Source organism: Mesorhizobium sp. WSM4846 (assembly GCF_055811415.1).
The window spans coordinates 135,531-157,736 of sequence record NZ_JBVVPZ010000008.1 but is presented as its reverse complement, the minus strand read 5'-3'; the positions used below and the strand labels follow the sequence as shown (position 1 = coordinate 157,736).

The 22,206-nt window shown below is 60.8% G+C and carries 22 protein-coding genes and 2 pseudogenes; 11 read left to right on the top strand and 13 right to left on the bottom strand.

All coding sequences use genetic code 11. The features are described from left to right. Positions 1-283 precede the first annotated feature (283 nt). Positions 284-1,282 (bottom strand): aldo/keto reductase, encoded by a 999-nt coding sequence (locus tag AC0L15_RS10365; protein ID WP_287245882.1) that lies wholly within the window; start codon positions 1,280-1,282, stop codon positions 284-286. A gap of 62 nt (positions 1,283-1,344) precedes the next feature. Next, on the bottom strand, positions 1,345-2,850 hold the full coding sequence (locus AC0L15_RS10360; protein WP_287245884.1) for a UxaA family hydrolase: 1,506 nt from the start codon (positions 2,848-2,850) through the stop codon (positions 1,345-1,347). 265 nt (positions 2,851-3,115) lie between these two features. Here AC0L15_RS10360 and AC0L15_RS10355 point away from each other — a divergent pair, with 265 nt between their 5' ends. From AC0L15_RS10355 to gndA, 6 genes are all read left to right on the top strand, one after another. Further along, positions 3,116-4,009: a GntR family transcriptional regulator gene (locus AC0L15_RS10355; RefSeq protein ID WP_287245885.1), complete on the top strand. Its 894-nt coding sequence runs from the start codon at positions 3,116-3,118 to the stop codon at positions 4,007-4,009. Positions 4,010-4,201: 192 nt separating this feature from the next. Next, positions 4,202-4,558, top strand: coding sequence for a DUF2946 family protein (locus AC0L15_RS10350; protein ID WP_287223234.1), 357 nt, complete (start codon positions 4,202-4,204; stop codon positions 4,556-4,558). 104 nt (positions 4,559-4,662) lie between these two features. Continuing rightward, entirely contained in the window at positions 4,663-5,202 is a 540-nt protein-coding gene (locus AC0L15_RS10345; RefSeq protein WP_287245887.1) for a copper chaperone PCu(A)C, read from the top strand. A 39-nt stretch (positions 5,203-5,241) separates the two neighbouring features. Then, the gene (locus AC0L15_RS10340; protein ID WP_287245889.1) at positions 5,242-5,760 is read left to right on the top strand and encodes a YcnI family copper-binding membrane protein; all 519 of its coding nucleotides are present in this window, start codon (positions 5,242-5,244) and stop codon (positions 5,758-5,760) included. Positions 5,761-5,814: 54 nt separating this feature from the next. Continuing rightward, positions 5,815-7,440 (top strand): copper resistance CopC/CopD family protein, encoded by a 1,626-nt coding sequence (locus tag AC0L15_RS10335; protein ID WP_473496299.1) that lies wholly within the window; start codon positions 5,815-5,817, stop codon positions 7,438-7,440. 162 nt (positions 7,441-7,602) lie between these two features. Continuing rightward, the gene (gndA, locus tag AC0L15_RS10330) at positions 7,603-9,030 is read left to right on the top strand and encodes an NADP-dependent phosphogluconate dehydrogenase (protein ID WP_473496298.1); all 1,428 of its coding nucleotides are present in this window, start codon (positions 7,603-7,605) and stop codon (positions 9,028-9,030) included. Between the two features lie 328 nt (positions 9,031-9,358). On the opposite strand, the gene AC0L15_RS10325 is transcribed toward gndA, so the two are convergent. The 4 genes from AC0L15_RS10325 to AC0L15_RS10310 form a co-directional block, all read right to left on the bottom strand. Next, positions 9,359-10,453, bottom strand: coding sequence for a sensor histidine kinase (locus AC0L15_RS10325; protein ID WP_287245893.1), 1,095 nt, complete (start codon positions 10,451-10,453; stop codon positions 9,359-9,361). Between the two features lie 85 nt (positions 10,454-10,538). Further along, complete coding sequence (locus tag AC0L15_RS10320) at positions 10,539-11,579, bottom strand: sensor histidine kinase (protein WP_287245895.1); 1,041 nt, start codon at positions 11,577-11,579, stop codon at positions 10,539-10,541. Continuing rightward, positions 11,579-13,108 (bottom strand): ATPase domain-containing protein, encoded by a 1,530-nt coding sequence (locus AC0L15_RS10315; protein ID WP_287245896.1) that lies wholly within the window; start codon positions 13,106-13,108, stop codon positions 11,579-11,581. Before AC0L15_RS10315 ends, AC0L15_RS10320 begins: the two co-directional genes overlap by 1 nt. A gap of 409 nt (positions 13,109-13,517) precedes the next feature. Further along, positions 13,518-14,102: a helix-turn-helix domain-containing protein gene (locus AC0L15_RS10310; protein ID WP_287245898.1), complete on the bottom strand. Its 585-nt coding sequence runs from the start codon at positions 14,100-14,102 to the stop codon at positions 13,518-13,520. 162 nt (positions 14,103-14,264) lie between these two features. Between AC0L15_RS10310 and AC0L15_RS10305 the strand changes: the two genes are divergently transcribed. From AC0L15_RS10305 to AC0L15_RS10290, 4 genes are read left to right on the top strand one after another with little or no spacing between them, the layout of a single operon-like run. Continuing rightward, positions 14,265-14,750 (top strand): fasciclin domain-containing protein, encoded by a 486-nt coding sequence (locus AC0L15_RS10305; protein ID WP_473496297.1) that lies wholly within the window; start codon positions 14,265-14,267, stop codon positions 14,748-14,750. 29 nt (positions 14,751-14,779) lie between these two features. Further along, positions 14,780-15,004 (top strand): DUF378 domain-containing protein, encoded by a 225-nt coding sequence (locus tag AC0L15_RS10300; RefSeq protein ID WP_287068684.1) that lies wholly within the window; start codon positions 14,780-14,782, stop codon positions 15,002-15,004. Positions 15,005-15,064: 60 nt separating this feature from the next. Continuing rightward, on the top strand, positions 15,065-15,553 hold the full coding sequence (locus AC0L15_RS10295; RefSeq protein WP_287068683.1) for a TspO/MBR family protein: 489 nt from the start codon (positions 15,065-15,067) through the stop codon (positions 15,551-15,553). Continuing rightward, positions 15,550-16,059 (top strand): hypothetical protein, encoded by a 510-nt coding sequence (locus tag AC0L15_RS10290; RefSeq protein WP_287245900.1) that lies wholly within the window; start codon positions 15,550-15,552, stop codon positions 16,057-16,059. The genes AC0L15_RS10295 and AC0L15_RS10290 overlap by 4 nt, the downstream gene beginning before the upstream one ends. Before the next feature lie 166 nt (positions 16,060-16,225). Here AC0L15_RS10290 and AC0L15_RS10285 read toward each other — a convergent pair. From AC0L15_RS10285 to AC0L15_RS10265, 5 genes and pseudogenes are all read right to left on the bottom strand, one after another. Then, positions 16,226-17,314, bottom strand: a pseudogene (locus AC0L15_RS10285) (MFS transporter); the annotation flags it as partial. Between the two features lie 243 nt (positions 17,315-17,557). Further along, positions 17,558-17,986, bottom strand: a complete 429-nt coding sequence (locus AC0L15_RS10280) for a VOC family protein (protein ID WP_287245902.1) — start codon at positions 17,984-17,986, stop codon at positions 17,558-17,560. Positions 17,987-18,165: 179 nt separating this feature from the next. Next, positions 18,166-18,936 (bottom strand): hypothetical protein, encoded by a 771-nt coding sequence (locus AC0L15_RS10275; protein WP_473496296.1) that lies wholly within the window; start codon positions 18,934-18,936, stop codon positions 18,166-18,168. A 283-nt stretch (positions 18,937-19,219) separates the two neighbouring features. Continuing rightward, positions 19,220-19,432 (bottom strand): annotated as a pseudogene (locus AC0L15_RS10270) (LacI family transcriptional regulator); the annotation flags it as partial. A 212-nt stretch (positions 19,433-19,644) separates the two neighbouring features. Then, on the bottom strand, positions 19,645-20,439 hold the full coding sequence (locus AC0L15_RS10265) for an alpha/beta fold hydrolase (protein WP_287245904.1): 795 nt from the start codon (positions 20,437-20,439) through the stop codon (positions 19,645-19,647). 143 nt (positions 20,440-20,582) lie between these two features. On the opposite strand from AC0L15_RS10265, the gene AC0L15_RS10260 reads away from it, so the two are divergent. Then, positions 20,583-21,053, top strand: coding sequence for a MarR family winged helix-turn-helix transcriptional regulator (locus tag AC0L15_RS10260; protein WP_287245905.1), 471 nt, complete (start codon positions 20,583-20,585; stop codon positions 21,051-21,053). Positions 21,054-21,078: 25 nt separating this feature from the next. Here the strand turns inward: AC0L15_RS10260 and AC0L15_RS10255 are convergent, their stop codons facing one another. After that, positions 21,079-21,858 (bottom strand): SDR family oxidoreductase, encoded by a 780-nt coding sequence (locus tag AC0L15_RS10255; RefSeq protein WP_236377551.1) that lies wholly within the window; start codon positions 21,856-21,858, stop codon positions 21,079-21,081. Further along, positions 21,855-22,178: a nuclear transport factor 2 family protein gene (locus AC0L15_RS10250; protein ID WP_287245907.1), complete on the bottom strand. Its 324-nt coding sequence runs from the start codon at positions 22,176-22,178 to the stop codon at positions 21,855-21,857. Before AC0L15_RS10250 ends, AC0L15_RS10255 begins: the two co-directional genes overlap by 4 nt. Between the last annotated feature and the right edge of the window lie 28 nt (positions 22,179-22,206).

Sequence of the window (22,206 nt, the reverse complement as noted above, 5' to 3'; positions counted from 1 at the left end):
GGTTTGGATAGGCGCTGGCCAAACGGAACTTTATCAATAAAAAACATTTACCGCATTTTGATAGTGCATCGGTCCGGTCGACGCAAGCGGTGTTTCGTATCGTGCTGCGTATGCCTCGACCGGAAGGGAGTGCCGATCCTTATTGCCAAACCCTCTCCGAAAAGGTATGGAATATTAATTCCATCTGCTAGTCAAGATGGAATATTCATTCTTATTTGAGGGGTAAGGTGGGGCGCCTCCTGATCGCATCGTCCGCCGTTCAACCGGCGAAGGCCGCAGCGCATCAGCCGAGCTTCTGAACGACCGTGTAGGGATCATATTTGGCGAACTCTGTTTCAGGCACCTGGATGTCGAGCAGTTGCAGATTTCGTTCCAGATTGGCCGGTTTGGCGGTGCCCGTCAGCACAGAAGCCACCACAGGCTGGTGCAGCGGGAACTGGAACGCCGCCGCGGCAAGCGGGTAGCCGCCCTCGGCAGCGATTTTTTCCATGGCGCCGATGCGGTCGAGAATGTCCTGGGTGGCCGGCAGGTAGTCGAAATGCGCGCCCGGCACCGGGCCGGTCGCCAAAATGCCCGAGTTGAAGACGCCACCGATGATCAGCGAGGTCTGCCGTTGCCGGCAAAGCGGCAGCAATTCGGCTTCGGCGGTGCGGTCGAGCAGCGAATAGCGGCTGGCGAGCAGGATGCAGTCGAGCGGCGCCTGGCGCAGCACATCGAGACAGATCTGCACCTCGTTGACGCCAAGGCCGTAGGCGGAAATGACCCTGGACGACTTCAGCTCTTCCAGCGCCTTTAGCCCGCCATCCATAAACTGGCGGAAATGCAGCTTCGTTTTCTCGACGCCATGCGTATAGACGCCGATGTCGTGGACGAACAGGATGTCGATTCGATTGAGGCCAAGCCGCGCATAGCTGAACTCGACCGAGCGCATGATGCCGTCATAGGAATAGTCGTAGTCGGGCGCAAAGGGCAGCGGGTCGACATAGGAATGGTCCGGAATCCGGTCTTCCGGCACCGGCCGCAACAGGCGCCCGACTTTGGTCGACAGCACGTAGGAGTCCCTCGGCTTGTCGCGCAGGAAATCGCCGAAGCGGCGTTCCGAGAGGCCGAAGCCGTAGAAGGGCGCGGTATCGAAATAGCGCAGGCCGGCATCCCAGGCGACCTGCAGCGTCTGCATCGCCGTCTCGCGTGGACAGGCTCGGTAGAGCCCGCCGACCGCCGCGCCGCCGAAGCTGACCTCGGTTATTTCCAGCCCGGTGCTGCCGACACGGCGTTTCCTCATGCAAAACCTCCCACCGGCCGTTGTTCCGGTCTGTCCGTTGTCGTTGTCGGTTAGCGGTCGGGCTAGAGGGTCGCGCCGAGGTGCCAGGGCACGAACTCGTTGTCGCCGTAGCCGAACTCCTCGCTCTTGGTCCTGCGGCCAGAAGCCGTCTCGACGATCAACTCGAAAATCTCGCGGCCCATGCCGGCAATGGTCTTTTCGCCCGAGGCGATAACGCCGCAATTCACGTCCATGTCCTCTTCCATCGTGTGGTACATGGTCGAGTTGCTGGCGACCTTGATCGACGGTGTCGGCCGGCAGCCGAAGCAGGAACCGCGGCCGGTGGTGAAGACGATGACGTTGGCGCCGCCAGCCACCTGGCCGGTGGCGGAAACCGGGTCGTAGCCGGGCGTGTCCATGAACACCAAGCCGCGGCCGCTGACCTTCTCGGCATAGCCGAAGACGCCGTTGAGCGGCGTTTGGCCGCCCTTGGCGACGGCGCCAAGCGACTTCTCCAAAATGGTGGTCAGGCCGCCGCGCTTGTTGCCTGGTGACGGATTGTTGTCGATGGAGGCGCCATGCTTGGCAACATGGTCTTCCCACCATTTTACATAGCCATCGAGCTTGGCGGCGATCTCCGGGGTCGCCGCGCGATAGGCCAGAAGATGCTCGGCGCCGTAGATTTCCGTCGTCTCGGAAAGGATGCCGATGCCGCCGACGCCGGCCAGGATGTCGACGGCGGCGCCCAGCGCCGGATTGGCGGTGATGCCGGACATGCCGTCGGAGCCGCCGCATTGCAGGCCGACGACGATCTCGCTGACCGGAATCGGCTCACGCTCGAGCTTGCCGACCTCCTCTGATATCTCGGCCAGCACGACCAACGCCTTCTCGACAGATTTGCGCGAGCCGCCGGCTTCCTGGATGTTGAAATGGCGCTTTCCCGCGGCGACGCCCTTCTGGCCATAGAGGGTGAGCTGGTTGACCTCGCAGCCGAGACCGACCATCAGCACACCGCCAAAATTCGGGTGACGGGCATAGCCGGCCAGCGTGCGGTGCAGCACCATCATGCCGTCGCCGGTGGCGCTCATGCCGCAGCCCTGGCCGTGAACGATGGGAACGAAGCCGTCGATCCCCGGATATCTGGGCAGCAGCGTCCGGTTCGCCTCGTCGGCGATGGCGTGGCAAACGGTGGCCGAGCAATTGACGCTGGCGAGAATGCCGACGAAGTTGCGCGTGCCGGCACGGCCGTCGGCGCGGCGGTAGCCCATGAAGGTGCGGGCGCGATCGGCCTCTGTGGCGTGCACGGCCTCGCTCGGCGGCACCACCGGCAAACGCCCGGATTCGAAGACCAGATTGTGCGAATGGACATGCTCGCCGGGCGTAATGGCTTCAGTGGCGCGGCCGATCGCCTGGGCGTATTTGACCACGGCCTCGCCGACGGCAATCGGCTTGATCGCCACCTTGTGGCCGGGTTCGATCAGCGCCGTGGCAACGGCGCCGCCCGGCAGCACCGCACCGATCTCGATGCGGCCGTTGGCGACCGCGACATTGTCGGCGGGGGACAGAAGAATGCTGTTTGCGGTGTTCACGGGCAGTTTCCTGGGTGTTCCTGGGATCGGCAAGCGATTGACACGCGCCTGTTAACGGTTAATGTCTTTTATCGTGAAAAAACAGTTTTGCGTCAATTGTTTTTTCACGAAGCCGCGCGTTCTTGTGGATGCGCAGAGGACCGCACACTGGAACCAGGCCTGACTTCCGAAAAGCGATTCCGCTTCCTGGGAGCCTGCGCCAGAGCATCTGCATATCGCGCTTCAAGCCGGCCGCCGCAAGCGCCGGCGCGCAACGGGGCAGGGGATGTCGAAGAGCAACAACGTCTATAAGGACGCCTACAATCGCGGTCTGCGGCTGCTCGACGAAACGAAAAGCCTGCCGTCGGAGCCCGAGCTGGGCACCCTGCTTGGCGTCAGCCGCACGACCATCCGCACCATCCTTGCGCGCATGGAAGAGACCGGGCTGATCGCCTGGAACAAGCGCAGCAAGACGGTTTTGCGCGTGCCGCGGCCGGACGACTTTTTTCCCGAGGAAGAAACCGACACGCTCTCGCAGATCATCGAGCGCTCCTTCATGCGGCGGCTGCTTGCCGGCGGTGCTGAGCCCGGCATGCAGATCAACGAACTCGAGCTGGCGCGCGAGATCGGCGTTGGCACCACCAGCGTGCGCGAGTTCCTGATCCGCTTTTCCCGCTTCGGGCTGATCGAGAAGCGCCGCAACAGCCATTGGGTGCTGAAAGGCTTTACCCGCGCTTTCGCGCTGGAACTGACCGAAATCCGCGAGATGTTCGAACTGCGCTCGGCCGCCGCCTTCGCCGCCCTGCCGGAAGACAGCCCGGTGTGGGCCGACCTCGACCTGCTGGAGGACGAGCATCGCCTGCTGGCGCGCCAGATCGCCACGCGTTTCAACGAATTCTCGGAACTCGACGAGCGCTTTCACCGACTGATCCACCGCGCGTCGCACAATCGCTTCATCGTCGATTTCTACGACGTCATCGCCATGATCTTCCACTACCACTATCAGTGGAACAAGGCGCAGGAGCGCGAGCGCAACGAAGTGGCAGTCGCGGAACACCTAGCCTATATCGCGGCGCTCAAATCGCGCGATCTCGGCAAGGTAGACTCCGCCTGCCGCAAGCATCTGAAGTCCGCGCGGCACACGCTGCTGACGTCGATTCCAGAAGGCCAGCAAGCGTAGCGAGCTTTAGGTTGTTGTTTTATGCATGTCGTTATCGCAAAACCGCTGCACACTTTTGCGCGACATGCATTAAAGCGCCGCGTTGCCGCAGTGGTGATTTGGCGATTTTCCGAGCGCCGGCCGCGTGCTAGATATCTTGCCGTTGCTGCGTGAGGAGGCAGGCGTTTGAACATCCGGCGGAGACGATGGAGCATGCCGGCGACATTCGCCGCCGCCTATTTGCTCATGCTCCAGTCGGTGCTTGGCGCATTCGCCTTCGGCATCGGCCCGGATGCTTCGCAACGCGATGCTTTCGGCAATGTCATCTGCACCCAGCAGAGCGCGGCCCAGCTTCCCGGCGGCGAACCGCACCAGCAGCACATGCCGGCTTGCTGCATGCCTGGCTGCGGCATGGCTTCGGCTGTCTATGCGCCGCCGCCCGCTGCCGCCACCGTGTCCGGCAATTTTTCCGTCGAAACCGTTGCGTTTGTGCTGCCGGCGTTCAGGCATCTCGACTTTGCCCGCGACCGCTCTCCGTCGAATCCGCGCGCGCCTCCGGTGACGGCCTAATCCGTCCCAGTTCGCCTTGCGGAATTTTTCGCGGGCGAATGCGTTCAACATCGAAACTGTTCGCGACCGGCCGACGGCGCGATTTCTCAGTTCCTGGAGCTATCATGTCTCACACTTTTCGCGCGCGGCTCGGCCGCAACAGCCGCTTCCTGCGCAGCTTCGAGGAGCGACTCGGCGTCGCCGTACTCCTCCTCGCCCTGCTGTTTATCAGCGCCCAGGCCGTTTTCGCGCACGAGTTCAGGGTTGGCGACCTCGAGATCGTGCATCCCTGGTCGCGCGCCACGCCACCCGGCGCCAAAGTGGCCGGCGGCTACTTCACCGTCACCAACACCGGCAGTTCGCCGGATCGGCTGCTGTCGATCTCCTCTGACGTGTCGGACAGGACCGAGCTGCACGAAATGGGTGTCAAGGACGGCGTCATGACCATGCGGCCGGTCAGCGGCGGCCTCGAAATCCCGGCCGGCGGCGAGGTCGCGCTGGCTCCCGGCGGTTATCACTTGATGTTTATCGGCCTCAAGCGTCAGCCCAAACAAGGCGAGACGTTTTCCGCTGCGCTGACCTTCGAAAAGGCTGGCACGGTCGCCGTCGAGTTCGCGGTGGAAGGCATGGGCGAAACGGGCGGCATGCACGACCATGCCAATTGATCCGGCCAGATCCGCACAATTCAAACTCGAGGAACCATCATGAACAGTTATCTTCTGTCGGCCGGCGCGTTTTTCGTCCTGGGGACAAGTGCTGCCTTTGCCCACATTACGCTGGAAGCGCAGGAGGCGACGGTCGGTTCGACCTACAAGGCCGTCCTGCACGTGCCGCATGGCTGTGAAGGCAAGGCGACGACCGCCGTGCGCGTGCAGATCCCGGAGGGAGTGATTTCAGTGAAGCCGATGCCGAAGGCCGGCTGGACGCTGCAGGTCAAGAACGGCAGATACGAGAAATCCTATGAGCTCCATGGTCAAGAGGTGTCCAGCGGCGTCAAGGAAGTCAACTGGAGCGGCGGCAGCCTGCCGGACGAATTCTACGACGAATTCGTCTTCCGCGGCACACTGGCGGCGGATCTGCCGGCCGGCCAAACGCTCTACTTCCCGGTGGTGCAGGAATGCGACGGCGCCGCCGAACGCTGGATCGAGATACCAGCGGCCGGCCAGGATGAGGACGCGCTGGAATATCCGGCGCCCGGCCTCAAGCTTGCGCCGAAGCAATGATTATTTGGCGGCGCGCCTTGTTCGAAAGAGTGCGCCGCTGTTTTGTGCCGTGACATGAGTGCTGCATCCCTGCTGCGAACGGTCTGCACAACCGGCCGATTTGCGATCTGCCTGCTGGCTGCGATCGTGCTGCTTGCCGCCATTGCCGCGCCAGGTCAGGCCTTCGCCCACGCGGCGCTGGTCACAACCGAGCCGACGGACGGCGCCGTGCTGGCGCAGAGCCCCGCGCAGTTCGCGCTGACCTTCAGCGAGCCGGTGTCACCGCTGATGCTGACCTTGGTGCGGCCCGATGGAACGCCGGTTCCGCTGACGTCCTTTCGGCTCAATGGCCAGACGCTCGACATCGACAATCCGAAACGGCTCGGATCCGGCACGCATGTGCTGAGCTGGCGGGTGATCTCCGCCGATGGCCATCCGGTCGGCGGCTCGGTGCTGTTTTCGATCGGCGCGCCGAGTGCGGCGCCGGCCGTCGCCGAAGCTGTCGACCGGGGTCTGAGGTCGGCAATCTGGATCGGCAAGGTCTTTCTCTATTTCGGCCTGTTTCTCGGCGTCAGCGGCGCCTTTGCCATCGCCTGGCTGGCGAAGGGCGGGCGTTCCGGCCGGCGCTTCGTCATCGCCGCGATCCTGTGCGGCCTCGTCGCGGCGCCGTTATCGCTCGGCTTGCAGGGACTGGACGCGCTCGGCGCACCGTTCGTCCGGCTGGCGCAGCCAGGCGTCTGGCAGGCCGGGCTCGCCACCAGCTTCGGCTGGACAGTGCTGGTCGCGCTGGTGGCGCTCGGGCTTGGCCTGCTGTCGCTGGTCGGGCCGCGCGGCGGCGCAAAACTGTTTGCCTTTGCCGGCCTGGCCGGTGTCGGCGCCGCCCTTGGCGCCAGCGGACATGCAAGTGCTGCCGAACCGCAATGGCTGACAAGGCCGATGGTGTTTCTGCACGGCGCCGGCGTCGCGTTCTGGGCCGGGGCGCTGGCGCCGCTCGGTCTCACTATCAGGCGGAAGCCGGCCGAGGCCGCGCCTTTCCTGCATAGGTTTTCCCAGGCGATCCTGCCTGTCGTGGCCGTGCTTGCGGCCACCGGCTTGGTGCTGGCTGTCATCCAGGTACAGGCGCCCGCAGCTTTGCTCGAGACCGCCTATGGCCGGCTGCTGCTGGTCAAGCTGGCGCTGCTGTTGTTTCTGTTCATTCTGGCCGCCATCAACCGCTGGAAGCTGACCGGTCCCGCGGAAGCGGGAGAGACGGAAGTACAGAAGAGGCTGGTCCGCTCGATCGGCATTGAGATGCTGATCATTCTGGCGATATTCGGCGTCGCCGCCGGCTGGCGCTTCACGCCGCCGCCACGCGCCCTGGCGATCGCAGCGGCGCAGCCGGCTTCGGTGCATATCCACACGCCGAAGGCGATGGCCGACCTCAGCATCACACCCGGCCATGTTGGGCCGGTTGCCGCCTCGATCGTCATCATGACCGGGGATTTCGGCCCGCTCGATGCTGAACAAGTGACGCTGGTGCTGTCAAAACCCGATGCCGGGATCGAGCCGATCAAGCGCGCGGCGACAAAGCCAGGCGACGGCAGCTGGCGTGTCGACGGTCTCGTCGTCCCGGTTCCCGGCCGATGGACAGCGCGGCTCGATATTCTCGTCTCGGATTTCGAAATCGTGAAGATAGAGGCGCCGATCGACATCAGGCCTTGAGGACAAGCTGCAACACAATTCGGCGAGTGCGGTTGACGCGGCCCTGAAGGCCCGTCAATCATTTCGGCAAGATTGGCATCTCGACAAGAATGGCATCCCAAGAAGAATGGGCACCGCTACAAATCGCGCCTCAACAAAAGATCCGAAAGCAGGGAAGAAACGATGGAAAAAGCCGAAATCGGCCTGATCGGGCTTGGTACGATGGGTTCCAACCTGGCGCTCAACATCGCCGAGAAGGGGCACCGCATAGCCGTTTTCAATCGCACCGCGGCACGCACCGACGCCTTTGTCGAGAATGCCGGGGCGCTCAGGGATATGGTGGTGCCATGCTACAGCCTGGAGGAACTCGCCGCCGCCATCCGGCCGCCGCGGCCGATCGTCATCATGGTGCTGGCCGGCAAGCCGGTGGACGAGCAGATCGCGGCACTGCGCGGCGTGTTGTCGGCCAACGACATCGTCATCGATGCTGGCAATGCCAATTTCCGCGACACGATGCGGCGCTTCTCCGAGCTTTCCGATTCGGGTCTCACCTTCATCGGCATGGGCGTGTCCGGTGGCGAGGAGGGGGCGCGCCATGGACCGTCGATCATGGTCGGCGGCACGGAACAGTCCTGGAAACGCGTCGAAAAGGTGCTGACCGCCATTTCGGCCAAGTTCAGGGATGAGCCCTGTGCGGCATGGCTTGGCACCGATGGCGCCGGGCATTTCGTCAAGACCATCCATAACGGCATCGAATATGCCGACATGCAGATGATCGCCGAGATCTACGGCATTTTGCGCGACGGCTTAAGCATGGGGCCGAAGGAGATCGCACAGGTGTTTGCCGGCTGGAACAAGGGCCGGCTCAACTCCTACCTGATCGAGATCACCGCCAAGGTGCTGGCCGCCGACGATCCGAAGGCAGGCAAGCCGGTGGTCGATATCATCCTCGACCGCGCCGGCCAGAAGGGCACCGGCAAATGGTCGGTGATCGAGGCGCAGCAGCTCGGCATTCCGGCCACCGCGATCGAGGCCGCGGTGGCGGCGCGCGTGCTGTCGTCGATCAAGGACGAGCGGCTGGCCGCCGAAAAGGCCTATGGCAAAGGCGGCGTGACCAGGATTTCCGGAGACAAGGACGCGCTTCTTGGCGATCTCGAACTGGCGCTGTTCGCCGGCAAGATATCAGCCTATGCGCAAGGCTTCGCGGTGATGAGCGGCGCGTCGAAGGAATTCAACTGGAACCTGCCGATGCCGACCATCGCCAAGATCTGGCGGGCAGGCTGCATCATCCGCTCGCAATTGCTGGACACGATGGCGGAAGCCTTCGGCACCGGCGGGGCGGCCACCAATCTTTTGATGGCACCGGCCTTCATCGCGATGATGCAGGAGGCGCATCCGTCGCTGCGGCGCATCGTGGCAAGGGCGTCGGAGGCCGGCTCGCCGGTGCCGGCGCTGTCGTCGGCGCTGGCCTATTTTGACAGCTACCGCCAGGGCCGCGGCACCTCGAACCTGATCCAGGCGCAACGCGATTTCTTCGGCGCGCACGGCTTCGAACGCATCGATGGGCCGGGCGCTTTCCATGGCCCGTGGGGCAGCGGAGCGGCAGCTTAGCGCCCAATCTCGGACTGTTGAGATGAACCTTGCTTTTCCTGAAAGCCGACGTCTCAAGCGTCCATGTGTTCATGTCACTGATTTTTCTTGGCCCTTTCCGTCATTGAGATCGTAGAAATAACGGAGGAGACAGGCGTTAATTGGCCGCTATATAATCCGAATGAAGTTAGAATGAATTGATAAATGAGAAACGCGATTTCAGCGATGTCGCAGCCTTCATTGCCGTCGCAGAGGCAGGAAGCTTCACGCGCGCTGCGGCTAAGCGCCTTGATCCCGTAGGTCGAGCCGAACTAGCCCTGCAGCGTAACAACTGTCGAGCAGCAGCACTTCAGATGGATTTCAGAGCGGAGCTTTCTGCCTCGGATCGCCTAAAGATGATAGTGACCGCAGTCCCTTCGCCAGCACTCGACTTTACGTCGAACTGCGCCTTGGCATTCTCGGCTAACGAGCGGGCGATCAGCGCGCCAAGCTTGCCGGTCTTGGGCCATGACTCGCCCTCCGGCAGGCCGATACCATCGTCAGCAACGATGACCCGGCAGCCGTCGCCATCGACGATGCTGTGCAGCGTTATCGTGCCGCCTTCGCGCCCCTGGAAAGCATGTTTTAGTGAGTTGGTCAGCAGTTCGTTCACGACCAGTCCCGCCGGCATAGCAACGTTGATCGACACCGGATATGTGTCCACTTTCATGTCGAGGCGAATACCCTCTACGGCATGCGAAGTCATCACCGCGGACGCGATCTGGCTGAGATAGACGCCAAGGTCGACTTCATCCTTCTGTTCGTCGGCCGATAGCGTCTGGTAGAGGATCGCCAGAGCGTCGACACGCCCGGCGAGCCTCTCAAACCGCTTCTGATCGGGCTCCGTGGCGTTGCGGGTTTCGAGACGGATCAACGCCGTGATCATCTGGAGGTTGTTTTTCACCCGATGCTGGAGTTCGCGCAGCAGCGTGTCCTTCTCGCGAACGAGTTCCTCCACCGGGCGCCCGTCGTCATTTTCACCATGGGCTGACACGTCGACCAGAGCCACCAACCGGAAGCACCGCATGCCATTGTCGTCCACGATGATGTTTGAATAAACGTCAGCTATTACGGCCCTGTCCGCTTCGCGCTCCAGCCGGAAGGTGCCGACGAAATCGGTCTCCTCAACCACGGCTTCGCCAAGTGGCCGGTCCTTGTGCTGATGGAGGCCAATACCAGGGAGTGCTGCCCAATTCTGCCGGGTAAGCGCGGCCGCCTTTAGACCGGACAGTTTTTCGAATTCCGGATTGGCATAGACCACGCGCTCTTTCGCGCTCAAGTCCGAAACAGCAATCGCGATTGGCACCTGGTCGAGGAATTTTTTGAACTGATCGCTTTCCAGCGCGGTGGCAAGATCGGGTGTATCGAGCAACTGCTCAACGGCCTTCTCTGAATCCGATGTCATCTCGGGGCCCGTTCTTTTCCCTGAAAGGCACAGTACCAGTCATGGGCTCAACCGGCCATCGCCAAATTTGAAGCCGCGGTGAGGTTCACGAGTAGGAAGGCACGAGCCTTGTCTCGCGCAGCGGTAGGACCAAGGTGAAGCGCAGGCCGTCATGTTGATAGTCGAGTTCAACCTTGGCATCACACTGCACGGGGACCACCTTTTCTAGAAGCGCGGTGCCAAAACCCCGCCGCTTCGGCGTTTGAACCGGGGGTCCGTTGCGCTCCTGCCAGGCGAGGCTGAGCGTCTGCCCAGCACCAGAACTGCCGACTGACCAACAGACGGCAAGCTGACCTTCAGGCCGAGACAACGCCCCGAATTTCGCCGAATTGGAGGCAAGCTCATGGAGGGCCATGCCGACCGGTACGGCAATGTCGGCAATGAGCGCGACGTTCGGTCCTTCAAGCCGAATACGTGGGCTGTCGTCTGTCTCGTAATGTCGGAGTTCCCCCTCAAGAAGTTTGTTCAAAGAGGCGGTCTGCCAGTAGTCGTCCGTCAAAATCGAATGCGTTTCAGCCAGTGAGACGATCCTGGCCGAGAAATTACGCACGAACTCCTCAACGCTATCGGTTGATATGGCTGTTGCGCCCATCATGGCCCTAACATTGGCCAGCGTGTTCTTAACGCGATGATGCAGTTCCCGGATCAGCAGGTTCTGCCGCTGCGTCACTTCCTGCTTCTGTTCGATATAGGACTTGACCTCGATCTGGCGGGCGCGGGCGCGCAGAGCAGATCGCACAGAGTTGGCGAAACTCGAGGCCAGAAACGGCCGTTCAAGCACGATCAGATGACGATCGAGAAACGCAAGACGCTTGTCGAACTCGGTGCCACGCATTGTCAGAAGCACGATTGGAAAATCTGACCACGCCGGCTGATTCTCGAGCCAAGCAGCAAACAGACTGCGATCGGCGTTGATCAGTGCCTCCTCGGCAACAACAAGGCAATGTGCGCGGTCCAGAAGCGGCATTGCTTCGTCGAGACTCGAGCAGATGCATGAACTGATCCGACTGGCAGCTAGGATCGAACTTGCAACCTTGCAATCACGCCCTATCGGCGCAAGCACAAGAACTTCCAGGTCCAGTGTCATCAGGACGGCTCACCTTCGAGAAGGTCGGCCTTCTTGCCCTCGAATGAAGGCACGCCCGTAAGGATGCCTCGGAAATCCTCCAGTGGCTCACTTACAGCCAATCCAGCGGCGGTGATTTTGAACTCACGAATGGTGTCTTCGTGCGGGCCTACGCGCCTTTTTACAACCGAAATAGCGCGCCTCAAGCGACCGCCACTCTCGAAGAAGCGCAAAAGCATGACGGAATCGCAGAGATACGTCATTTCCACAGGAGCTGCCACTTGGCCAATCAATCCATGATTGGCCAAAACCAGAATTGTAACCACTCCCTTGTGATTGAGATAGGTAAGGATCTCGTGCATTTGAAGCACGAGATGCTGCTCTCCAGACATGGTGTTAAGGTAGCCGGTGAGGCTATCGACGACGACGATCCTTGCATTTGACCGTTCGACGGCGGACTGAATGCGCGACGACAGCTCACCAGGCGAAAGCTCCGCCGGGTCGATCTGTTCCAGCAACAATCTGCTCTCTTCGGCAAACGCCTCCAGATTCATGCCGAGGCCTGAAGCGCGCGCCATGAAGATTCGTTTTGTCTCGTCGAATAAGAGCACCAGGACGCTCTCGCCTCGGAGGAGCGCAGCATGGCAATAAGCGCTGGCAATGGTTGATTTTCCCACCCCGGAGGGACCCATAAGTAGGGTGCTGGTGCCGCGTTCCAAGCCTCCGCCAGCCAAGTTGTCAATTGAAGTTTCGCTTGAGGCAGGCGGGCCATACTCGACCATCTCATGCTCGGAAGCGACAAGCCTGGGAAACACGGTCAGGCCGCCCGGCCGAATGACGAAATCGTGGTAGCCACCGCGGATTTGTACCCCACGCATCTTGATGACGCGCAGCCGCCGTCGCTCTCCGCCGTACACCGGCGACAGCTGTTCCAACCTAATGACGCCGTGACTGATCGAGTGCAAATTTAGATCGTCATGTTCTGCGGTCAGGTCATCGAGCAATAGGACAGTTGCGTTGCTGAGCAGGAAGAAGCTCTTAAGTGCCAGTACTTGCCGCCGATAGCGCAACGAGCCTTGTGACAAGAGACGGATTTCGGATAGCGAATCGAACACGACACGGTCTGGCTTGAGGCGCTCGATTTCAGCCAGCGCTGATTGCACGGTCTCACCAAGCTCGAGTTCGGAAGAATGAACCAATGTCTGGAGCTGGGATGGATCGAGGCTAAGCTCTGGAGGGACAAGCTCTAGGATCTCTATGCCATCGAGACTCAAGCCATGTCGGCTCGCGACCGAAAGCAGCTCGCGCTTACTTTCGGATAGTGTGATGTAGAGGCATCTCTCCTTGTTCTGCGCGCCATTGAGCAAAAACTGCAGCCCGAGTGTGGTCTTTCCCGAGCCGGGTCTGCCTTCGACGAGATGAGATCGGAACTTGGCGTACCCACCTCGAAGGACATAATCGAGGCCTTCCACTCCTGTGACTATCGGTGAAGCGTCGTCAGTTTCCACGTTGGCCCCCTTCGCATTGGTGAACACCCTAACGGCCGGCATTTTCAATAGTTCCGTACGCCCGATATGCCGTTCTCACGGCCGGTCGGACGGACTATTGCGGCGGACGAAGTCGCGGTTCGCCTCCACGCGGCCCAGCCGCTCGTAGCGGCACCAAAGATGTTCAACACGCGATGCGGCAGCCGAACGGAGCCGCATTGCGATCCTGGCTACCGATCCGGCCGCCGACATAGTGTACGAGTCGCTGAGCGGCCCGCTCGCCTCAACGGCTACTTTTCATACTTGAAGATCAAGAGCGGAGTGTCGGTTGGCGGCCCCACTTTGCTCTCGAGCAGCAATGCGCCCATCTCGGCCGTTGGCTACCCGCGGCTCCCCACCTGAAAGCCGACTTCCTCCACCAACGCTGGCAATGCATAGGGATGAGTTTCAGGAGTGTTCAGTCAACGGCGGCCTATGAAGAAGTCACAACAATAGCGGTTGAAATTTCCGTGCCTTCACCGCGGTAACTGTGCGGAACTCTAGAGTCGAAATATACAGTGTCCCCCGTGTCCAGCGCGGCATCCTTGCCATCCACATTGACTATAAGCCGACCGCTGAGCACGTAGATGAACTCAGCGCTGCCATGTTGATGCGGCTCTGAGGGCGGCGAATCGACCGGGAACTCGGCGTAGAACGCCTCCATGCGGCGGTCAGAAGCGGGATAGTCCAGGCTTTCGAATAGATAGGCCGGGTGCTTTTCGCCCGGCGGGCTTGGAAGTTTGAGACGCTGCTGCTTTCGGACGATCGCGATGAGCGGCTCCTCCTTGTCGGCATTGAAGAAGTGATCGAGGCCGACGCCGAAAACCATGGCGATCCGAAGCAGCGTGGGCAGCGTTGGAAACATCTGCCCGCGCTCGATCTTCGACAGCATCGCAGGCGAGAGCCCTGTATGCCCGGCCAACTGCACGAGCCCCAGCTTCTTTCTCAGACGCAGTGCCTTGATACGAGGGCCGATCGCGTAGCGCTGGAGTTCGTTAGAAAGCGTGTCGGAGAGCACGTGGCAAAACTCCTTTTCGTTTCGGGAAACTATGACAACGGTATTCTCTTCACAAGATAATTCAATTTCCGTTCACGAAAATTTGAGTGGTAAGACAACGAATTTGCTCCAGATGAAAGCCATGACGTGCATCCCGCACCGGTCATAAAGGGGAGATATGCCATGAAGTTGAAAAGCATTCTGTTTGCTGCGGCGGTCACGCTCGGCAGCAGCGTCAGCGCGTTCGCCGCGGAGAAGGATGTCGTCGACACCGCCATGGAAGCGGGTCAATTCAAGACGCTGGGTGCCGCGCTCGAAGCGGCAGGCCTGGTCGCCACTCTCAAAGGGACGGGTCCGTTCACGGTCTTTGCTCCGACCGATGAAGCCTTCGCCCAGTTGCCGGCCGGTACCGTCGAAAACCTGCTGAAGGCGGAGAATAAGCAAAAGCTCACTGAGATCCTCAGCTACCATGTGGTCGCGGGGAAGGTGATGGCTGCGGACGTGGCGGGTATCGATGAAGCGAAGTCGGTAAATGGCAAAATGATAGACATCGAAGTCGAGGGCTCCACCGTCAAGGTCAACGATGCCGCCGTCACTGCTGCCGATCTTGCTGCCTCGAACGGGGTCATCCATGTCATCGACAAGGTGATCATGCCGCCGGAAGGCTGACCTCTCATCCCTCGACCTGGAGAAGAACCATGAAGTTCATCAACATTTTTACGCTCATCCTCGTAATCGTAGGCGGGCTGAACTGGGGGCTGGTCGGGCTATTTAGCTTTGACCTCGTGGCCGCCATCTTCGGGGCTGGCTCGGGGTTCGCCCGGATCGTTTACATCCTGGTAGGGCTATCGGCGGCCTGGCAGATCACCCCCCTGCTTTCTGCGATGGGCTCCGGCGAGTTCGCTGCTGGCCAGAACCGATAGGGCCTTCGGAGGGACCCGCTTGCCTCGTCGGCGGTTCCCTCCATCTTTTGCCGGATGGACATGCATTCCCTCCTCGTGCTGGTCGCCTTCGAGGTCGCGAGCTTCGCTGCGGCGGCTACCGGCGTGATCTTTAGGCCAGGCGACTGGTACAAGCAGCTCGACAAGCCAAGATGGCGCCCGCCCGATTGGCTGTTCGCCCCGGTCTGGACGGTTCTCTATGCATCGATCGGACTGTCGGGCTGGCTCGTATGGCTAGAAGCAGGCATTGCCGGCGCAGCACTGCCTCTCAGTGTCTATGCAGTCCAACTTCTGCTGAATGCTGCGTGGACGCCGATCTTTTTTGGACTTCACCGACCCGGGCTGGCCGTGGTGGAGATCATGGTGCTTTGGGCTGCGATCCTGGCGACGATTATAATGTTTCACCCCGTGAATGCGGCTGCTGCCTTGCTGCTTTTTCCTTACCTGGCGTGGGTGAGTTTCGCGGCGGCACTTAACTTGTCCATCTGGCGGCGCAACCGCTCGAAACCACTGTCGCAGGGCGCACGATGAGACCCCGGTGGGTCGTCGTGAACGATCGAATGCAGCAAGGCTACCGGTACGCTCTCGTTGCGCCAATAGGCCGTGACTTTCATCCCGATTTCCGGCCAGACTTGACACCCTCTGAGATGCTCTCGCTCGGCGTGTTCGGCGGCAAGTACATGACCGATTGTCGCGACGAATTCCCCAACAGCTGGTTTGCAGAGGCCCGGCTGTCGTCGCTGCGAAAAGATCCGTCACTTAATTGGTTCGGTGTCGACGCCAGCCAACCGCTCATCGTCTGGCGAGCCAAGGGATGGATACATTCCGACGATCCGCGTGGCTGGTTCCAGTGGTACTGCCGCTACCACCAAGGTCGTCGCATGCCCGGCGAGGACGAGCGACAGATCGCCCGTTGGAAAGCTATTCGCCGCCATATCGCGCAGCTTCGCCGAGCCTGCGAGCCTGGGGACTGCTGGTGCCGGCCGCGTCAGCGCCAGGCTCTGCTGCATTGGGCATATGACAGCCGTTCGATTTAACCCTTATGCCGCTGCTGTGCTGAAAAACGTCCGGTATCTTGCTTGCGAGGCTAGAAGCTGCCAGTCCGCTTGCGGCCCCCAAGCTGTCGACTAGACTAAGCACGCCCGGCCTCCCATTCAACACTATCAGGATTGGCTTACCATCCACTTAGCAAGGCGTTGATACCTAAACATCAGTTTTGCTGCCGACCTCCCATTCTGGCCAGGGAAGCATGAAGAAGGCGACCATGGCCAGCAGGCACGCCGAGGCGATGAACGCGAAGACAGCAGCGAATTGATTGACGCTAAACGTGCTCGCGGTGGACGCCACCCATCCAGTTGCGCCCTGCAAGATGGCAACGCCGAGGAATGCAGCTGTGTTCACAATTCCGAATGCCCGGCCGACGACCTGAGGATCATATGCACTCTTAGTGTCTGCGAACTGCAGGATCGTGAAGCCGGTGAGCGCCCCAAGCGCAACGCACATCGTAGCATCGACGATCCAGTTGGCGGAGATTGCAAGGATAAGGAAAATCCCGGCGGAAGTGGCCATGCTCGCGCAGATCAGGTATCGCCGTGAGCGTCCTTTCGCCCGCACCAGACCGAATAGCGGTGGGCCAACCAAGGTCGCGACCGACGAGGCGAGAAGCACATTCCCGACGCCCGTCAGTGTGAAGCCGTGTCGCTCCATGAACAAGGGTGTCGCCCACAGGCCCCTCAGCGCGATGTAGGACGGATAGCCAACGAGCGCGAGCGCAACGATGCCCTTGGTCTGCCGTTCTTTCAAGATTGCAAGCGTCTCTCGAATTGCGCCTGCGATGTCGCCTGAGTTCTTGCCGTGATCATCCCGAACGAGGACCAGGATGCAGACCAAGTTTGCCGCCGCAACGACGCCTGTCACCACAAAAGCGCTGCGCCAGCCCCAATGTTCGACTACCCATGCCAGCGGCGTGCCAGTGGCCAGTAACCCAAGGCCGCTGAAGCTGAGAACCAAGCCCGATACTCGGGCAAAACTCTTTTCAGAAAAATGTTTGCTTACAAAGAACAGCGATCCCACAAAGGCTGGTGCGCAGCCGATGCCAATGAGCAACTGCCCCAGCATCAAAACCGGGAAGCCGGTTGCAATGAACGACAGGAGCGCTCCCGCTACTGCAAGGAGGAAAGCCGAACCAACGGTCTTTCTCACGCCATAAAGGTCAAGCGCTAGGCCCATCGGGATCTGGGCGAGGGCAAAGGACAGATGGAAGGCGCCGGCGTAGATGCCGAGTTCTTCGGTCGAGAGTCCGAATTAACGTTGCAGTCCGGGGGCGACGATGGCCGCAATAGTACGAAACACCTGACTCATCGCAGCCACGCCAACAAGCGTCGCGAGCATGACTCCGGCCGCACCGGCCTTGTCTGCGTTGAATACTTTCAGCCTACCGCCCTCCTTCCGGCCAAGCCGCAATGCGATCGATAACCTGGTATCCCGTTGCACCTAGGGGGCAAATCTCTCCCATGGGAATGCGGCCTCGTCTGCCTACGCTGTCCGCAACTCGAGCATCTCGACGTAGTGCGGATTGTACATGATACCCAATACGTTGCCGAACTGATCAACCACCGAGGCGGTGACGAAGTCGCTCTCGCGCTTGGTGATCGGATCGTACTCCGTGGCGCCCATGGCCTTGAGCCGAGCGAACGCCGCCTCGATGTCGTCGACGTGCCACAGCAGTGTGGCGCCGCCCGGACCGGGCTGCATCGTTGCTGGTGAGTAGCGGCGGTCGATGATGCCGAACTCGTCCTCGTCGTCGCCGATTCGGAACTCGACATAAGCGGGGTTTTCCGCATCGGGCCGCTGGAAGTACGCCTCGACGCCGAACAGCTCCGCGTACCAGTCGCGCGCCGCGGCCACGTCGTCGGCCCAGAAGTTCACCGTGGCCATGCCACGCAAAAAGTGCTTGTTGTTCATTGTCGTAACCCTTTCCTTGATTGCGATCGGACGGCCAAATGATGCGCGATAGTGTAAAGCCCGTATTTCAAAAACCCGCAGACGGCTACGAGCCCCATGGGCGCCTCGATCCGGCCGGTTTCGACCGCCAAGGAGCGCGGTGTTCCGAACCTCATCGGGGAAGCGGCTAGCAAGGCCTGCTACTGACTCATCTTAATTGCACGTCTTAGGCGGGTGTAGTGACTTTGGAGGCGAGGCAGCCTCCAAACCTGGCGCTTTCCGGGTGGATCTGACAGGCAAGCTCGCGGGTGTCGGTCATCAGGCGCCCGTTGGGCGGCAGCTTGCTGGATGATCTGCTCCCAGCGGCCGGTCCGCATCCGGCCCCGTCCAGAAGAGCCGAAAGCGGTTTCACTTAGATGGAAAGGGAAGGGCCAGTTTCTGCTGGACCGGCCCAAGGTATCAAGGATCCGTTCTCTGCGGGCAAAATGCTCGTAGGTGATTTGCCACGGATCGTTGCCGGACGATCTTTCCTCGCCGATCCAATGGAAGCTGTCGGCCGCGATCTCGGTGAAACGCCACCGCGCTCTGAGGCCCCGCGAATCCTCGCCGATCTGGACAATGTCCTTACCCTCGGCTCGTCCAATCTGGCGCGAGTAGTCCTGGTTGAGCGGGTCGTTCCAGATGATGTGCCAGCCCCCGATGTCGGGATTGAAGATACGCAAGGTCGTGCCATACATGGTGGACGGCGCAGGGCGTCTGGGCCTGATCCAGATATCCTGAATGGCGCGACCTTCCAGCACCCAGCCGAAATGGATTTCTCCGTTTGATTCCTCGGTCGTGCCGTCATCGAGATGACGTATGGTGTCCATTTCCCAGCTTCCGATCAGCCACCCGTACAGGTGCATGTCTTTCGCCCCGTCGGCTGGCGGAGCCTTGGATCCGAGAGCGGCGAGAAACGGCGATGTCGTCATAGTCAAAGACCTTTTGTTCTTCAGCAATCGTGGCAGAAGTTTAGCACGGCCCTCCTGACAGGGAGCCGTCAGGAGATCGGGCCAAACGTCGGGCTGGGCACGTCAGCCGAACGGCGGCTAACCGCTGAACTCACCGTGATTGCAGACAGACGGCTCACGGCCCCAAGGCTGCCAGTCAGCAGCGCGCATTTTGCAGCCAAGTGGAATCACTCGGCGTCGCAGAAATGCGGCTAAGACAAATAGATGGAGCGGGATGGCCCAGCTCAATTTGACCGCATCCGCTCTAGTCGGGACGGCGATAGGCCATAGCCCCGGTCGGCTTGCTCAGGCTCTGCAAGGAGCCGGGTGCCGCGCCGCCGATCCAGCCCAGCACCGAGCGGGCGAGCTCCGCGCCGGCCAGCCGGAAGTTCTCGTTGACGGCCAGCAATTCCCTGCGGAACAGGTGCAGCAGGTCGGACGACTGCTTGGACACCGCGTCGACGTCCCGGCCGAGCCTGAACCTGGACATTCCTCGACCGCCTTGGTCGTAGCGAAGAAGTGCCAGCGCAGTCCACTGCCGGATTGCCTTCAAGGAGACAACCGGCAGTGGTCTGCGGAGTCGGAGAGAAACACTCTCGAAACAAAACCGCCGGATGAGCCATCCGGCGGCCGTATTTTCGTTTATGACAGCTTAAAGCTCGAAATGTCCGCACACGGCGCGTGGCCGAACTATTGCGCCTCGACAGATCCCTTGCGGGCAGCTTCGTCGATCACGTCAGCGACGACCTTTGGCTGCGTCATAAAGACCGCATGGCTTGCCGCGACCTCCGTGATTGTCGCCCCGATGCGCTTCGCCATCGCTTGCAACATACGCTGATCGAAGGCCTTGTCGTCGGTTGCAATCACTGCCCAGCTCGGCTTGCTTCGCCATGCGGCATGCTCAAGCTTGCTTGCGAAGGCGGACATGTTTATCGGCACCTGAGAGTCCCGCATGAAAGCGGCATCCGCGTCCGTCGTGTCGTTGGCGAAGCCGATCTTGAACCTGTCGGGAGAAACGAAGCCGAAGCCGTCCGCGGTAGTTTCGATGACAAATTCAGGCGGGGTCTGGTAACCCTCGTACTGCTGCGCAGTCGTCTCTCCGGCATCTGGCGACAACGCCGATACGTAAACCAGGCCTGTCACGTTTGAATGGGTACCTGCTTCCGTTATCACCGTGCCGCCCCAGGAATGCCCCACAAGGACCGCAGGTCCATCCTGACGGTCAAGAATGCGTTTGGTTGCGGCAACGTCGTCCGCAAGCGAGGTAAGCGGGTTCTGGACGATCGACACACGATAGCCGCGGGCGGTCAGTTCGTCATAGACGCCGCGCCAACCCGATCCATCAGCGAACGCGCCGTGCACCAGCACCACGTTCCGGACGGTCTGGTTGTCGGGAATTATCTCGGCAGAGTGAGTGGCCGTGGCTGCGGCAAGTCCTGCGACGGCGGCAGTTGCGGCCAGAAGGTTGGTCGTCCTGGAAGTCATGCTGATCTCCTCTTGTTTGTCCGATAACAATTATCGCGATATCTTTCTCTACGGCTCCAGCCGCGATATGTCCAGCATAATTTTTATCGCGATATTCTTTTTTGGGATCGGGTAGGCTATATCGGGTACAAGGAGAGCCACCCATGCCGGCGAAAAAACCCAACAACCCATTGCCGCTCGACGATCAGCTCTGTTACGCGATCTACTCTGCCGGCATGGCCATCCAGAGAGTGTACAAGCCACTGCTGGACGATTTGGGCCTGACCTATCCCCAATACCTCGTACTCAATGTCCTCTGGCGCGAGGACAAGCTGACCGTTGGCAGCATCGCCGAAAGGCTCGCGCTTGAGTCGAGCACTCTGACGCCCTTGCTCAAACGGCTCGAAGTGGCAGGACTTCTGCGCCGGACACGGAATCCCGCGAACGAGAGGCAGGTCGTGGTTGCGCTGACTGATAAGGGACGCGAACTCAGATTTCGTGCAGGCTGCCTTGCTGACGCTCTGCTTTCCTCCTCAGGACAAAGCCCAGCGCATCTCAACCAGATCAATCGTGACGTCAGGGAGCTGCGTGACGCGATCTATGAACATACGGGCGTCTGGAGGAGCACGGCCTAAGCCGGCAAGCATGGGAGGCTTTTTTTTACACTGTAGGCACGGTTCCTCCGTCGATTACGTACTCCGCACCCGTGATCGAAGAGGCACGATCGGAAGACAGAAAGGCAACTAGATTGGCGATCTCGGCCGGGCTTGACGGGCGACCGAGGGGGATTCCACCGAGGGAGTCCATTATAATCTTCTTGCCGCCTTCAACGTCGGTGCCTGCCTCATCGGCGAGACGTCGGGCGAGCTTGACGGAAGCCTCGGTTTCTATCCAGCCCGGAGACACGCGAACGACACGCACGCCTTTCGGCGACACCTCCTTGGAGAGGCTTTTGCTGTAGGTCGACAGCGCCGCCTTCGCCGCGGCGTATGCGGTCGTGGCTTCCGGCAGGGGGAGCAGCCTCTGGATGGAAGAGACGTGGATCACCACGCCGCTGCCCTGCGCGATCATTCCCGGTATCAGTTCTCGGTCGAGCCGCACGGCGGGAAACAGGTTGAGATCGAGTTCCTTGTGCCAATCACTTTCGCCAAGCGCCGAGAAGCCGCCGGCCGGCGAGGAAGAACCGCCGAGCATGTGAACGATGAGATCGACGCCGCCCAACTGCCCCCTGACTGCCTTGGCGACCGTAAAGCAGCCTTCGCTGGTGGTGAGGTCGGCAGCCACGAAGAGGTCCGCCGAAGAACTTGCGGGGAACGAGCGGGCCGTCGTCAGCACCCGCGCGCCGAGTTTGCGAAACAGGTCGACGGTTGCCGCCCCGGCTCCCCTTGTGCCGGAGGTGATCAGGGCGCGCTTGCCTGAGAGATTCAGGAAGTCGCTCATGCACCGATCTCCAAGGCTGCGATCTTGTCGCCCATCAGACGGAAAACGTAGGTGAGATTTGCAGGGCTGCCGGGAAATTCACCGGTGACCTTGGCGATCACCTTCGTTCCATGCTCGTCGGTAAGGGCCTCGAGCGGCTCGGCGACGTGCCGATACCTGGCTTTCGAGTATTCCCACCAGCTGCCGATGGCATAGTGCCCGGAGTGGGAGCGGCCCTCGTCATGGATAGCGGCGCTCGGCGCGAAGCAGGCCAGCAGAGCCTCGCAGTTGTTCTTCCGATCCGCTTCGAAATAAGCCTGGATCGCCTGAGGCAGTTGCATCTCTCATCTCCTCTTGGGGATTGTTCGC